This is a genomic window from Candidatus Acididesulfobacter guangdongensis, from assembly GCA_004195045.1.
Classification (GTDB): domain Bacteria; phylum SZUA-79; class SZUA-79; order Acidulodesulfobacterales; family Acidulodesulfobacteraceae; genus Acididesulfobacter; species Acididesulfobacter guangdongensis.
Window position 1 is genome coordinate 64,704 of the sequence record SGBC01000004.1, and the last position, 14,089, is coordinate 78,792.

A 14,089-nucleotide genomic window follows, 5' to 3' on the forward strand; every position below is an offset into this window, starting at 1 on the left:
ATCATGTGCAGGATATGTTTGGATAAAATATTGCCTGCTCATCAATAATGCGATAGTTATTATATAATATGAATTTTTAAATATCTAATATTTTTTTTATTATCTTATTGTACCGGTGTAAAACCCCAATGTTTCAGTATTTTTTTTCCTCTATGCGAAAATAAAAGTTGCTCAAACTCTTTATCTAATATTTTATGTTTTGATTGATTAAGTATTGATACCGTAAATTTTGCGCGTGTATTATATTTCGGCTTAATTTTTATGATATTTATTTTAGCGCCCGTTTTTTTAAGTTCCAGCAGCTGAGAGGTATATAGAATTCCTAAATCAGTATTTCCGGAAGCTAAAATAGGCATAACAAGAGCAGCGTCCAATAGATGGTCTGCATGTCCTGTTATTATTCTGAAAGCGCCGGGATATTTTTTATTAATTTTTCTGAACATCGCCCATGTATAATCTCCTGCAGGGTCGCTGTGAGGGCTGGATGTTGTCAGCGACACATTTTTATCCATTAATTTCTGAATCAGATTAGATGCTGTAACATGAGCAGGATTGCTTATGGGTGTTGCAGCAGCAAGATAGTCGTAAGCAAAAACTTTATATGAATTTAAAAAACCTTTTTTTTCTAACTGCCGTTGAAATTTTCCGTTTGCCGACAGAAACATATCGGCAGGAGCGCCTTCTTCAATATCCCCCTTTAATACGCCTGCCCCAAGGAAGTTATAATATATAATAACTCCGGGATGTTCTTCTTTAAAAATCTTTCCTATTTCCATTATAGGTTTAGGAAGAGCATCTGCCGCAAGTATTCTTAAAGTTGCTGCTTCAGCTTTGGCGTTGTTTAAATTAAACGAAATAAATGCAAATAAAAACAAAAGTAACGCAAATGTAAAAAGCTTTTTTTTGTTCATTTTTTTACCTCTTTTTAATTAATGTTTGTTTAGTTAATGTTCTATCTAGCAGCCTGCAAGCCTGTTTGTCTGTCCCTGTCTTCTGTTATTCTATCTATATACTTATTAATTAATAAATTAGTTAGTTAGTTAGTGTATCCATTTATATTTATTTTCTGCTGTACTGCATTATTAATTATTTGATTTTAGTTTATATAATTATATATAGTTTTATACATAATTATAATAATAAATTATATGCTGCCGACATACAGTTATTTAAATATAATTCAATATATTGATTTTTTATCAAAAAGTTCTTATGAGCATAAAATTAATAGTGTTCTGTACACTTTTTCCATCGCCGAAAACCCTGTGATTTGTAATTTGATTTTCAAGTTCAACCCTAAATTGAGCATGCTTAAAAATATTCATAGCGGGTCTGAAACCAAGCGTAAGCGTAGAATCAAAATAATTAAACGCTTCCCCCGGTATGCTCACGGACTCCCACATACCGTTCGGATCCCATACCCTTACTTCCCTTACGGTTTGTGAAAATCTGCCTATTTTTGATAAATCATAATGATGTATATAAAAGGCAAGCCCTGAAAAGTGTGATCTGCCGTATGTTGAATTTGATGTAGGAATTAGAGCTGTGTTGGGCGATACGGCATTATTTATATTGATATTATTATTTTGAACAATAGATTTATTAATTCCTCCGTTAATTCCCATTTCATAATCCAGAACAAAATCTAAACAATGTAATGTTTTATATTCAGCATCCATATAATTATAAAAATATTTATTTAAATTATCAGGTATTATATTATTATTATATATGAGAAAATTTTCCGCTCCGTAAACCATGCCCTCATGAAAATTTATTATCTTTAATGGTTTATATGAAATATAAAATTCATAAGTGGGATAGCTGTTTATCGGCAGCATTGACTGATAAACATAAGAAACCTGAAAAAATGTTTTTAATTTTTTAGGAATAATAGGATAACTGAGCGCTATTCCGGTGAGTGAGCCCGGTTCCACAGAGTCGATAATAGAATATGTATTTTCCCAGTTTTTTGACAAATTGTGCGATTCAAAGCCTATTGGCGAATTATGCATGCCTATATCGACTTTTAGACCGTTTCCGACGGGTATGCCGAATGATACATACAGATTTCTGAAACCGTAAAGAGGTCTTTTATATGCCGGTTCCATATAATACGAAAGATTCCCCATGTATGATTCAGGATGCTGAATACTTTCGCCTGTATCTAATGTAGCCGTAAAACCTACGCCAAAATTATTTCTTCCGTCCGAAAACGGATTTTTAGATAATGTTATATCTAATTCGTTTATTGTGAAACCGTTAGCTTTAAAATCATCGTTATAATTTCCGTTATAATTTCCATGAGGATATTCTGGAGCAGCAATGGGGTCTGCAAAATTATATGTATAAGATGTAGCAAATACACCTGAGAGTTTAATTTGCGATAAAAAATTATTTTTTTTGCTGTATGAAGATGCATAAGTTATGCGAGGTATATTAAATAATACAACAGACATAATTTGCATAACTGCAAAGAGAACAATTAAAAATTTTAAAGAGTTCAGTCGTTCCTTTTTCATTTTGATTTCACCGTTAATTTTGTTTATTAATTTTGAATTTTAGAGACTGTAAGTAAAATTTTCTGATAAGACTTACTATTTAACTTATTTTAAAAATTTTTATTCTTTCTTTTTTTTTGCAATTTCAAGTAATTTGTTCTCGATAGCTGCTCGTTCATCGTTATATCTTTAATGATATAACGGTATAATAAAAAAAATATAAATTTGCCATCAGAGATGTTGAGATATAATTATAAAAAATAGACCGCAATAATTATTGTTAGGACTATTATGATATAACGAAAAATAAAAGTCAATAAAATTATTTTAAATATCTGTTGACGTTATTATTTTGAGTAGTTAGCGATTTGGCAAATATCGTTTTACCTTTTTTTGTTGCGATGAAATATAAATAATTTGTCTTCAACGGATGCATTGCAGCCATTATTGCCGCAATATTCGGATTTGCGATTGGCGCCGGAGGAAGTCCGTAATTTAAATAAGTGTTATACGGAGATTTTGTTTTTATATATTTCACGTTCATGCGATAGCAAAATTTGATAAATCCGGCTGTTTTCTTTTTTGCTCCCTTGGAATATTTATTATTTTTATTATTAAGCTCCGTCTTGTTTAGATATTTATTAGATTTTTTTTCATAATTTTTAAACATATTTAAATCTTCCGCATATATATTCGTAGGATCGCTTTCTAAAGGCATATTTATATCCAATCTATTATGAAACACTGAAGATACCGTTTTCATGTCTTTACCGCCGTTTGTCTCTTTGATAATCAGCGAAGCTATAGTTAAATCTTTATAGGATATTTTTAAATTTTTAGTTTTTAATTTAAATTCATTAAACATTTTTTTTAAAATATTTTTAGGCGTCGAGTTGATTTTAAAAATATAGGTATCCGGATATAAATATCCTTCCGCGCTTTTTTTATCGATGCCAATACTCAATAAGACATTTTCATTAAAACTTGCTTTGATGAATCTGATTTCTTTTACTATATGTTTTTTATTCAGAAGCATTGCAATTTGAAAAATATTCATACCCGGAACAATCGTTATTTTTGCAGTAGCAATTTTCCCGTTGACAAATTTATAATAAATCGAAGCGGGGGATTCATTCATGGAAACATAATATGTACCGGATTCTATATATCTTGAATAACCGGTTATGAAACCTATAAAATAAAACAGATATGGATTAGATATAATATGCCTTTTATATAATTTAAAAGAGACAGTTTTTAATGAGTAGCCTTTTTTTATTCGAAATAAAGCGGTTTTGTGTTTAATATAAGATTGCGGGGTGAAGGCGTAAAATAAAAGATACAAAATTAAAAAAAGCGGGACAAAATAAATAAAATTTTTTTTTATTTTATTTATTTTTTTGGATGTTTGATAATTAAAATAGCACATGTCGGATACTGAAATAAACCATTTAGTTTCGTTTTATTTTTTTGATGTAATTGTATTGTGCAATAAATTTCTAAATTTATATTCCGGATGCTACAATAGCTATCTATTTGTTCGGATATACTTTTATTATTCAAATATCTATATTATTTATACCATTATTTATGCCGTCCAAATATGCTTGAAGGACAAATGAAGCAGCTATGGAATCAATAGCCTGTTTTCTTTTTTTTCTATTCACGTCTTTGTCTATTAAACTTCTTCTTGCTTGGGCAGTTGAAAATCTTTCATCGTAAGTAATTATAGGAATGTCTTTGATTGGCAGGTTTTCAATAGTTTTTTTGAATTCACTTATGAATTTTTCAGTTTCAATAGAAAGCGATGACTGCTGTCCGCTGAGACCGACAGGCATTCCGACAACCACTGCCGATACATTTTCGGCAACAATAATATCTTTTAGTTCAGCGGCTGATTTTTCAAGGTTTTCATTTATTATAAACTTGCGCGGAAATGCGACAGCGCCTCTATCATCGCTTAAAGCTACGCCAATTCGTTTAAGTCCGTAATCAATACATATAGCTTTTTTATTCATTATGATGCTTCAAATCCAAGGTCGTTTATTAACTCAACATCTAATTCAGTATTTCTTCCGGAAGTTACTAAGTAATTTCCCAGAAGAAATCCGTTAGCTCCAGCCATTAAGGCGAATGGCTGTAATTGCCGTAAATTTAATTCCCTGCCTCCTTGCGCAAGTATGTTCTTTGACGGATTAATCAGGCGAAAGATAGAAATAGTCTTGAGACATTCCATAGGTGTTAAGTCGCGATTATTTTCCAACGCTGTCCCTTTAATTGGATTTAAAAAATTAATAGGAATATTGTCAACATCAAGCTCCTTTAACTGTCTTGCCATTTTAATTCTGTCAAGACGAGATTCGCCCATACCTATTATAACGCCGGAGCATACTTTAAGTTTGGCATCTTTTGCTTTGTTTATTGTTTCAATATTATTTTTGTAAGAGTGTGTCGTACAGATATTGCCGAAGAAATCTTTACTGGTTTCAATGTTGTGATGAAAAATTTCCAATCCGTGAAATTTTAAATATTCCAAGTCGCCTTTTTCCATTAATCCCAAAGATGCGCATGCAGTGATTCCTATATCATCTTTAATAGTCTTAATAGCTTCGGCTATAATGGAAAGTTCTTTTTTGTCGCTTACCGACGTTCCGCTTGTGACTATGGAAAATTCATTTGCTCCGTTTTCTTTAGCGGTTCTGGCAGCATTAACTAATTCTTTTACCGGAAGAAGTTTATTTATTTTTTTATTAATTTTAGGTATTTTTGAAGATTGTCCGCAGAAAGCGCAGTCTTCTGAGCATAAACCCGTTTTTGCGCTGACGATTGAACAAAAATTAATTTTGTTGCCTGTCCATTTTTCTTTAAGTTCCAGCGCAATAGAGAAAACAGCCAGCATCTCAGATTTGCTGCAATCATAAATAGACAAAAGAATATCGTCTGGAATTTCTTTATTTTCGGAGATATAATTTCTTAATGTATCAGCTAAACCTTTATTGGCGGAAGATTGTTCTGAAACTTTAAAAATGTCATCAGTTTTCAAATTCATGATTTTCACCTAATTTACAGTAAGACAAGCCTCTCAATCTATTTATTGACTAATTAAATTAACAACTAATTTATTAAAATTAATTAATGAACTAAATAGCTAATTAAATAACTTGATTGATTAACTAACTTAATTAACTGGTACTTATTAACTAACCCAACAAATAATAGTATTTGTGATGCAATCTTATTTTTTTATTTAAAACCGTATACCTAACTAACGTAACAAATAAGTCACTTGCAATATTTTATGAAATTATTCGGATTAGCAAGAAATTGCCGCTTTTAACACACAAATTAAAAATCAAAAAAACCGAAATTTTTCAAATTGTCAAGCATTTCTTCAATATCATTTGATTTTTTCAGCGAATCTGCAATAATTTTAAGCTTATCCTGATAAGTTATAACTTTCTCTCTCATAGTTAATATGACGGATATACCTTCATTATTAATAGCAAGGTCGTTTTTTAGATGAGAAATAGTTTGAAGTTTATTGAGGCTTGATAAATCCATAGACAAATAATCGTTTTCTTTGTTTATAGAAATTAAGCCCTCATCAATAAAAAAGCAAACAGCGCTCCTGCTCAAACAAAATGTAGTACAAATGTTAGACAAGCTTGTAAATTTATAAATATCATTTGAACAGCTGTCTGATGAATAATTTTTTTGTATTTTCATTTTAGAGTCAGACTTATTTGTCAAAATATACGTCCATGATTTATCTTATATTCTATAAAAAGATATAGAGAAAATATAATTATTGTTCTGAATAATTTAACTAATTTTATTTAATAACTTAATAACCTTCTTTGGCTAATTCATTAAAATATTTTTTGGCGTTATCAGATATATTAGACGGCAATTCCACCTGAATATTTACTATTTCATCTCCGTAAATTTTTCCTTTAATATCAGGAGCGCCTTTTTTAGGAATCCTGAACTTAGCGCCATTTTGCGTTCCGGGAGGCACAGTAAGCATTATCTTTCCGTCAATAGTCGGAACTTCAACCTTTGCTCCAAGAACGGCTTCTGTCAATTTTATTTTTTTAGTTACATAAATATCGTTGCCCTTTCTTTCAAAAACGTTATCGCTCATAACGCCGATTTCAATATATAAATCACCGTTTTTTCCCCCGTTTATTCCAGCAGAACCTTTGCCTTGGATTCTGATTTTTCCGCCGTTGGCTATACCGGCAGGTATTTTTACTTTTATTTTTTCGTTATTAAAATCAATTATTTTTTCGATTCCGCTTACGCTTTCTTGAACGGAAATATTAAGTTTAGCCTGAATATCCTGACCGGTTTGAGGACCTCTTTGTTTAGATGACCTATTGAATAGATCTGAGAAAATATCTTCAAAATTAAACTCTCCTCCTCCGGCATTAAAATTATAGTTTTGCTGCCCTCCGCCCATATTGCCGCTGTAATAATATTGATTTTGTCCTTGAGATGCAGACCCGCCGCCTCCATTTTTATAATTGAAGTAATTGCTGCCAAGGTCATCATATTCCTTCCGCTTTTTTTCATCTTTAAGGATATCGTATGCTTCTTGAAGTTCTTTAAATTTATTTTCAGCTGTTTTATCGTTGGGATTTACATCGGGATGATATTTTCTGGCTAATTTCCTATATGCCTTTTTTATATCATCCGCAGAAGCTTTTTTGTCTATGCCTAAAATTTTATAATAATCTTTTGTTTCCATATATTATATTTATACCAAAATTTTAAAATCTATTCAATATTTTATTTAAAAAATATAACTTTAATATTCTTTTTTTTAATCGTTTATATTATAATTTATTTTACAGATAATTAAATTGAATCTTTTCATATTATTTTTTTATACAATTTAACAATATTACAAGAATTATAAAATATGGAGCGTAAAATTGGAAAATTTAAATTTTAAAATTGGAAAAATTGACGGTATAGCCGTGTTGCCTGTTGCAAAAAATATAGATGAAAGAGGATGGCTTGCCGAACTTTACAGAACAGATGAACTTGATGAAAGTATATTTCCTAAGATGGCTTACGTTTCATTGACAAATCAGGGGGTCAGAAGAGGTCCTCACGAACATAAAACGCAGACAGACTATTTTTGTTTTATCGGACCGTCAAATTTCAAAATAATTTTATGGGATAACAGGAAAAGTTCAAAAACATATATGAATAAAACCGTTTTATTTTTTGGAGAAGATAAACCGGCCTCCGTCATTGTTCCGCCTGGAGTAGTCCATGCTTACAAGAATATAGGCATAACAGCCGGAATAGTCATTAACGCAGCTAATGTGCTGTATGCCGGATATAAAAAGCAGGAACCTGTCGATGAGATAAGATATGAGAATGATGCTGAAACGATTTTTAAATTTGATTGATAAAAATATTTTTTAACATATGCCTAATATATGCTTATTAGAGAACTTATTTCAAATGAAATAGAAAACATTAAGCTGAAAGGTTTTTATAGACAGCTCAATGAAAATAAAAACAATAATGCGATTATTAACTTATCGTCCAATGATTATCTTGGATTGGCTTATAATGCGGAAATAAAAAGAGCTGCAAAACAAATAATTTCTGCATATCCTCTGTCTAGCGCGTCGTCTCCTTTAATGTACGGCTATTTTATGCCGCATATTGATTTGGAAAACAAATTATGCAGCTTCAAAGGAGGATATGAAAGATGTATTCTTTACCCGTCAGGCTATCAGGCAAATATGGGAGTAATCTCCGCTTTATCGGGAATATCGCTCAGTAAAACCTTTATAGCGTTTGATGAATTATCCCATGCGTCAATTGTTGACGGCGTATTGTGTTCAAAAGCAAAATTCAGAAGATTTAGGCATAATGATTCTGAGCATCTTGATAAAATATTAAAAAAATATAGTTCCTATGAAATAAAAATCGTTATAACAGAAGGCGTATTCAGTATGGATGGCGATATTGCCGATCTGCCGGATATTATAAATGTATCAAAAGATAATAACGCAATTACGATTCTTGACGATGCCCACGCTACCGGAACTATAGGGTCGCTTGGCGGAGGCAGCTGCAATTTTTACAGCGACAACGGCGTAAAACTGAAACCGGATGTTATGGTCGGTACGCTTGGTAAAGCTCTTGCTTCTGAGGGAGCTTTTGTTCTTTCTGATAATTTAATTATTGACTATTTAATAAATAAAAGCAGACCGTATATTTTTTCTACGGCAATATCTCCTGTTGCTGCAGGTATCGCGCTGCAGGCGTTAAATATTATTGAAAATAAACCTGAATTAGTTATTAAATTACAGATGATGTCTCAAAATATCAGGATTGTTTTAAAAAATAGCGGATTAAATATTCTGAATTCAAATACGCATATAATACCCATATTGATAGGCGATGAAATAAAGGCTGCAGAAATAGAAAAGACATTCATTAATAAAGGTATACTTCTAAAAGCGGTTAAATATCCTACTGTTGCCAAAGGCAGCGCCAGGTTGCGTTTAAGTGTAAATGCTGGGCTTAGCGATGCCGATGTCAAATACGTTTTAGATAATCTAACAGGATTGATTAAACAAATAGGTCATTAAATTTTGTTAAATATTAGTTAATTAATGTGGCAGCTGCTGCATATATGCATATATGATAAATAAAAATAAAATCAATAAAATAGATAAAAACAAAGTTAAAAAAAATTTTTCAAATTCTCATCAATATGATAATGCAATATCGTATCATAGCATCACCCTTGAAATGATTGCGGACGACATATTATCTTTTTTTATATCGCGGCATAGTGCAGTATTTATTAATAATGACGGCTGGTTAAATAGATTAAACATTCTTGATGCAGGCTGCGGAACGTGCAACGGACTTTTGCATATTAAAAACAAAATAAATAATAACAATATAAAGAATTTTGATTTTATCTATCTGGGGGTTGACATAGCATTAGGAGCATTAAAAAGAGGGCAGTCAAAAGTTAAAGCCGATGAAACTGGCGGTGCTTATTTGTGTTGCGCTGATTGTGAAGAAATGCCGGTAAAGAATAAAATAATGAATGTTGTTTTTTCTAATATGGTTTTGCACTGGCTAAATAAACCTTTACATTTTATTAAATCAGTTAAAAACAGTTTAAACTTAGATAGTGAAAATTTATTTATCTGCTCATTTCTTTCCGAAGGTACGTTAAAAGAACTTAATCTGTGCTATGATAAATATAAATATTCGGGCGGCAATACTGCGAAAAATGTTGCCCTCCATAAATTCCCCGATGCCTGTTATATTAAAGAGCTATTAATTTCCGAAGGTTTTGTCGTAGAAGAATTTAAAATTGTAGAACATAAAGAATATGCGAAAACAGCTTTTGAATTATTTAAGAGGATAAATCTTATAGGAGCTAAAAATTCTACAAATAATTTTATTATAAAAGATGATTTAAATAAAACTAAACCTGAAATAAAAAACACAGAATTATGTAAAAATAACGCAAGCGTAAATAATCAGCCTGCATCTATTGGCGATCATGCCGATAATATTAGAAGCGAGCCTATTTTTTCACGATATTCAATCCTTAAAAAAGTTCTGAAAGATTATGAAAATACATACACTGCAGATGGGGATAATGTTTACGCCTCTTATTATTTAACTTATATAAGAGCAAAACTTGCAGATTAAACTTTTATTGTAAAAACTTTTATTATAATAGACGTTAAATAAAACCTGCTAATTACGATAATTTGACCTGAAGGTTTGGGATTAAACTTTTATTGCATTTTATTGGAATAGATGTTAAAAAAATCCCCGATAGCTTACATGCGTTATAACTGCATATAAGTTATCGGGGATTTTATTATTATTTACTTCTTTTTTTATTTTAAAATAATTTATTTTGAAGCAGGTACGAAATGGTCTCTTCTGTTTATAGCATAACAAACTCTCGTATGAGCTCTGCATATTGGTTTTTCTTTACCAAAGCTAATTGTTTTAAGTCTGTTTGCGCTTATGCCAAGGTCTTCTAAATAAGCCTTAGCAGCATTTGCTCTTCTCCAACCGAGCGCTAAGTTATAACTCTCTGAACCTCTTCTATCGCAGTTGCCCTGAATCTGAATGGCAGTATCGCGATGATATTTTAAATATATCGCATCTTTTTTCAAAATCATTTTGTCTAACGGAGTAAGAATGGATTTGTTAAACGCAAAATGAATGTTATTGCCGTTAGAGGCAATATTGTAAGATGCAAGCCATGGATACTTTCTTAAATAAGAGTTGACTTTTTGAGAAACGACAGGTTGTGTCGGCTGCTGAATAGCTACTGCCGGTTTCTTTGCAGGCGGCAAGGCGCTTGAAGATGTTTTAGTCACTTTTGGAGCGCAGCCGGAAAGAACGGCAGATACTCCGAATACTAGTCCAAGAATAGACAAGCCTATCTTTGTTTTTTTGTTCATGTTACTCTCTCCTTAAAAAATAAAATTAAATAAATTTTGTTTAAATAAAAAAATATAAAATCATCTTTTTTCATTATACAATTTATATATATATCATTATTTAAAAAAAAATCAATATATTTTTTATAGACGGTTGAATTATTTTTTTTATGAGATAAACTTTAATTATGGATAGTTATGCCGATAATAAAAAAAATGAATTTTATATTCAGTGGCATTTTATGGACAGCTGTAATCTAAGATGTATTCATTGCTATCAGAATGATTATCTATTTAAAGAGCCCGACTTAAATAACTTAAATATTATTTTTCGCAAACTTGATGATGCTTTGGCAAAATGGAAAATGAACGGTTTTGTTTCATTGACGGGAGGAGAACCGTTCCTGAGTCCTTCATCTTTATTTTATGTGGCTGAATTAATAGAAAATTCGCCAAATTTTCAAAATGTTGCCATATTATCAAACGGTACGTTAATAGGCGAAAATATTATTAAAGAAATTAAAAGGTTTAAAAAAATTACGGAGATTCAAATATCTATAGACGGACCTAATGCTCAAATACATGAATCCATAAGAGGAAAGGGTACGTTTTTGAAAACGGTTGAAACTGTTAAAAAATTAGTCGGTGCAGGATTAAAAACTTCTATCATGTTTACGGTGCATAAAAAAAATATGGATTATGCCGAGGATATGCTGTATTTAGCTAAAGAGCTTAAAGTAAATGCCTTAACTGTTGAAAGAATGACAACAATGAATGAAGAAGAAAAAAAAGAATTTTTTATAAATCCTTATGATTTAGAAAGAATTTATAAAAACATATATGAAAAATCTAAAGTAATATTTGCAGAATCTGCGACAAGACTTATAACTTCCAGACCGTTATGGAATCTGGTAGATGAAAATGCAGGCGGATTTTGCCCGGTAGGGCTTTCTTCGGTCTGCATTCTGCATGACGGTACCGTGCTTCCCTGCAGAAGGCTATATTTGCCGCTGGGAAATATTATTGAAGAAGGTCTCTTTAAAATATGGTATGGTTCAAAAATTTTATGGGATATGAGAAATAAGAAAAATATTTCGGATAATAGCGGCGCTCATACGCAATCTGCATGTTCGGATATTAATTGTTCCCATTTTAAAAGATGCGGAGGATGCAAGGCGATAAGCTATTATTATCATGGAAATATACACGAAAAAGATCCTCAATGCTGGCTCAGCTGATTTTATAAAACAATACAGTTAATGAGTACATTAATGCCGGTTTAACTGATTTTATAAAAAAATACGGTTATACGGTTAGTCGGTACAATTAATTAAGGGATGGTTCGCTGATTATGAATGTTAAATATAAACTTTTACCTCAATATATTCTGCATAATGACGGAACGGACAAGTATATGCTATTTGATACGCAGACAGGCGGCATATACAAATTAAATGCCGTATCATTTAATATTTTGTCCCTTTGCAGCGGTGAATACACAAGCGATGAAATAAAAGATGAGATCTTAAAAATGTTTGATGTTGACTTAGATGTTTTAACTGAAGATTTTAATGATATTATTACAAAATTTCTAAATGAAAATATAATTTCTTGCCCAACTTCACCATGATTATCAGCAGCATATTGTACTATAATTTATGGGGCAATAAAAATGCCTGTGAAGACTACAAAATAAAAAATAAAATGTAATAATATTAATGTGTTGTAATATAATTTTAGAATAACAAAAGTGGTGAAGTTGGGCTAAAACTCCTAAAAAAATGTTTTTTTGGGATTAATGAATTTTTTTATAATTTTTCTTAAAATAACGTCAGTTAAAATTAAGGAGGTGAAAAAACATGAAAACCAATTACGAAAAGCCGATTTTGGAAAATCTGGATGCCGAAGAATTTTATTCAACTTTGATGGAAAACTATGGAATTAACGATTCGTGCTATTCTTGAAAATCCTGCAAGTGAAATGTGCAGTTGGCACATAAGAATTAAGCGCCTTATTCTTGAAATATTAAAAAAATATAAAAAGAAAAAGGCGCTTATTTTATTTATTTTTTTTAATTTTCATTGATTATACTGTATTGATTTGAAATATTGCGTAATTATTGCAGCAATAGTTTAGTTGAAGTTTTATGCATATTAAAATATAAAATACTTATATTATCTTATCTTATCTTATCTTATCTTATCTTATCTTATCTTATCTTATCTTTTATATTGTTTTGCCGATTATTTTTTGTAAATCTTTTATATCTTTTCTTGCATTAATTTCAAAATTATTATCAATATTGATATTATTTTTTGCAGTTATATCATCAAGCCCGATTTTATATTTATTTTTAACGGCTGTGTCTATAAGCATATCGCAAAAAATAAAATTTTTCGGCAAAATACTTCCATGCATATATGTACCGTAGAAATTATTTGCGACAGCCCCCTCGCTTTTATCTGCGCCGTTGTTGCCGTATCCAGCCAACACTTTTCCGAAACTCTGCTGCGATTCAGATAAGTACGTTCTCCCCCCGTGATTTTCAAATCCTACAATTATAATATCGCCGAAAATAGAGGCTATATTTCCTGTTAATCGGGGTTTTTCCGGTTCAGCTATTGTATGTCCGCTAAAAATAGAAATGCCTTCTATTATTTTATTATCTGCAGCTTTGTAGTAATTTAGCAGAAGCTGATAGCCACCGCAAATTGAAAGCATTATTTTGCCTGCATCTTTAGCATCTTTAAGCTCATTTTTCTTGTTAATTGTTAAATCTTTATAAATCAAAGCCTGTTCGGAATCCTGCCCTCCGCCGATAAACATAATGTCCGTTTTGTTTATGTCTATTTTTTCGCCTATAGTAGACGATTTAATGTCAACGTTTATTCCATAAAGTGAGGCTCTGTACTTAAAATATAGAATATTTCCTCTATCCCCGTATATATTCATAATCTCAGGATAAAGGTCAACGGCTTTCAATTTTAGCTTCAGCGAATTATTATTCATTTTTGTGTAGATAGAATTTAGTGAAATTAGATAAAAAGCAAAGCCTGAATTTAGTTTAATTCATCATTAAATAATTGCCCGTTATTTTTTGATATTGTTTTATTAGTTTGTTTATCTGTTTAA

14 protein-coding genes are annotated in these 14,089 nt (G+C 31.0%); 5 read left to right on the plus strand and 9 right to left on the minus strand.

Going from position 1 to position 14,089, the window contains the following annotated elements; genetic code table 11:
- Nucleotides 1–104: 104 nt before the first annotated feature.
- The 7 genes from modA to EVJ46_08880 form a co-directional block, all read right to left on the minus strand.
- On the minus strand, nt 105–911 hold the full coding sequence (gene modA, locus EVJ46_08850) for a molybdate ABC transporter substrate-binding protein (GenBank protein ID RZD15632.1): 807 nt from the start codon (nt 909–911) through the stop codon (nt 105–107).
- 288 nt (nt 912–1,199) lie between these two features.
- Nucleotides 1,200–2,522 carry a hypothetical protein gene (locus EVJ46_08855; GenBank protein RZD15633.1) on the minus strand — a complete coding sequence of 441 codons (1,323 nt, stop codon included), beginning with the start codon at nt 2,520–2,522 and terminating at the stop codon, nt 1,200–1,202.
- A 301-nt stretch (nt 2,523–2,823) separates the two neighbouring features.
- Nucleotides 2,824–3,930, minus strand: a complete 1,107-nt coding sequence (gene mltG, locus EVJ46_08860) for an endolytic transglycosylase MltG (GenBank protein ID RZD15634.1) — start codon at nt 3,928–3,930, stop codon at nt 2,824–2,826.
- A 130-nt stretch (nt 3,931–4,060) separates the two neighbouring features.
- Nucleotides 4,061–4,519 (minus strand): Holliday junction resolvase RuvX, encoded by a 459-nt coding sequence (ruvX, locus tag EVJ46_08865; protein ID RZD15635.1) that lies wholly within the window; start codon nt 4,517–4,519, stop codon nt 4,061–4,063.
- Nucleotides 4,519–5,550: a biotin synthase BioB gene (bioB, locus tag EVJ46_08870; GenBank protein ID RZD15636.1), complete on the minus strand. Its 1,032-nt coding sequence runs from the start codon at nt 5,548–5,550 to the stop codon at nt 4,519–4,521. The genes ruvX and bioB overlap by 1 nt, the downstream gene beginning before the upstream one ends.
- A gap of 296 nt (nt 5,551–5,846) precedes the next feature.
- Complete coding sequence (locus EVJ46_08875) at nt 5,847–6,227, minus strand: hypothetical protein (GenBank protein ID RZD15637.1); 381 nt, start codon at nt 6,225–6,227, stop codon at nt 5,847–5,849.
- A 118-nt stretch (nt 6,228–6,345) separates the two neighbouring features.
- Entirely contained in the window at nt 6,346–7,251 is a 906-nt protein-coding gene (locus EVJ46_08880; protein RZD15638.1) for a J domain-containing protein, read from the minus strand.
- A 187-nt stretch (nt 7,252–7,438) separates the two neighbouring features.
- Here EVJ46_08880 and EVJ46_08885 point away from each other — a divergent pair, with 187 nt between their 5' ends.
- Genes EVJ46_08885 through EVJ46_08895 form a run of 3 tightly spaced genes read left to right on the plus strand, consistent with a single transcriptional unit; the run spans nt 7,439 to nt 10,208 of the window.
- A complete protein-coding gene (locus EVJ46_08885) occupies nt 7,439–7,924 on the plus strand; it encodes a dTDP-4-dehydrorhamnose 3,5-epimerase (protein ID RZD15639.1) in 486 nt (161 codons plus the stop codon).
- A gap of 30 nt (nt 7,925–7,954) precedes the next feature.
- Complete coding sequence (locus tag EVJ46_08890; protein ID RZD15640.1) at nt 7,955–9,121, plus strand: pyridoxal phosphate-dependent aminotransferase family protein; 1,167 nt, start codon at nt 7,955–7,957, stop codon at nt 9,119–9,121.
- Nucleotides 9,122–9,173: 52 nt separating this feature from the next.
- Nucleotides 9,174–10,208: a methyltransferase domain-containing protein gene (locus EVJ46_08895; protein ID RZD15641.1), complete on the plus strand. Its 1,035-nt coding sequence runs from the start codon at nt 9,174–9,176 to the stop codon at nt 10,206–10,208.
- Nucleotides 10,209–10,417: 209 nt separating this feature from the next.
- On the opposite strand, the gene EVJ46_08900 is transcribed toward EVJ46_08895, so the two are convergent.
- Nucleotides 10,418–10,978, minus strand: coding sequence for a hypothetical protein (locus EVJ46_08900; GenBank protein ID RZD15642.1), 561 nt, complete (start codon nt 10,976–10,978; stop codon nt 10,418–10,420).
- Between the two features lie 167 nt (nt 10,979–11,145).
- On the opposite strand from EVJ46_08900, the gene EVJ46_08905 reads away from it, so the two are divergent.
- Nucleotides 11,146–12,195, plus strand: coding sequence for a radical SAM protein (locus EVJ46_08905; GenBank protein ID RZD15643.1), 1,050 nt, complete (start codon nt 11,146–11,148; stop codon nt 12,193–12,195).
- A gap of 113 nt (nt 12,196–12,308) precedes the next feature.
- Complete coding sequence (locus EVJ46_08910) at nt 12,309–12,587, plus strand: PqqD family protein (GenBank protein ID RZD15644.1); 279 nt, start codon at nt 12,309–12,311, stop codon at nt 12,585–12,587.
- Between the two features lie 596 nt (nt 12,588–13,183).
- Here EVJ46_08910 and EVJ46_08915 read toward each other — a convergent pair.
- On the minus strand, nt 13,184–13,966 hold the full coding sequence (locus tag EVJ46_08915; protein ID RZD15645.1) for a glutamine amidotransferase: 783 nt from the start codon (nt 13,964–13,966) through the stop codon (nt 13,184–13,186).
- Between the last annotated feature and the right edge of the window lie 123 nt (nt 13,967–14,089).

What these genes read in the sequence shown, in the direction of transcription:
- modA (RZD15632.1), bottom strand. Translation starts at nt 911, where the DNA reads ATGAACAAAAAAAAGCTTTTTACATTTGCGTTACTTTTGTTTTTATTT.
- EVJ46_08855 (RZD15633.1), bottom strand. Translation starts at nt 2,522, where the DNA reads ATGAAAAAGGAACGACTGAACTCTTTAAAATTTTTAATTGTTCTCTTT.
- mltG (RZD15634.1), bottom strand. Translation starts at nt 3,930, where the DNA reads ATGTGCTATTTTAATTATCAAACATCCAAAAAAATAAATAAAATAAAA.
- ruvX (RZD15635.1), bottom strand. Translation starts at nt 4,519, where the DNA reads ATGAATAAAAAAGCTATATGTATTGATTACGGACTTAAACGAATTGGC.
- bioB (RZD15636.1), bottom strand. Translation starts at nt 5,550, where the DNA reads ATGAATTTGAAAACTGATGACATTTTTAAAGTTTCAGAACAATCTTCC.
- EVJ46_08875 (RZD15637.1), bottom strand. Translation starts at nt 6,227, where the DNA reads ATGAAAATACAAAAAAATTATTCATCAGACAGCTGTTCAAATGATATT.
- EVJ46_08880 (RZD15638.1), bottom strand. Translation starts at nt 7,251, where the DNA reads ATGGAAACAAAAGATTATTATAAAATTTTAGGCATAGACAAAAAAGCT.
- EVJ46_08890 (RZD15640.1), top strand. Translation starts at nt 7,955, where the DNA reads ATGCTTATTAGAGAACTTATTTCAAATGAAATAGAAAACATTAAGCTG.
- EVJ46_08895 (RZD15641.1), top strand. Translation starts at nt 9,174, where the DNA reads ATGATAAATAAAAATAAAATCAATAAAATAGATAAAAACAAAGTTAAA.
- EVJ46_08900 (RZD15642.1), bottom strand. Translation starts at nt 10,978, where the DNA reads ATGAACAAAAAAACAAAGATAGGCTTGTCTATTCTTGGACTAGTATTC.
- EVJ46_08905 (RZD15643.1), top strand. Translation starts at nt 11,146, where the DNA reads ATGGATAGTTATGCCGATAATAAAAAAAATGAATTTTATATTCAGTGG.
- EVJ46_08910 (RZD15644.1), top strand. Translation starts at nt 12,309, where the DNA reads ATGAATGTTAAATATAAACTTTTACCTCAATATATTCTGCATAATGAC.
- EVJ46_08915 (RZD15645.1), bottom strand. Translation starts at nt 13,966, where the DNA reads ATGAATAATAATTCGCTGAAGCTAAAATTGAAAGCCGTTGACCTTTAT.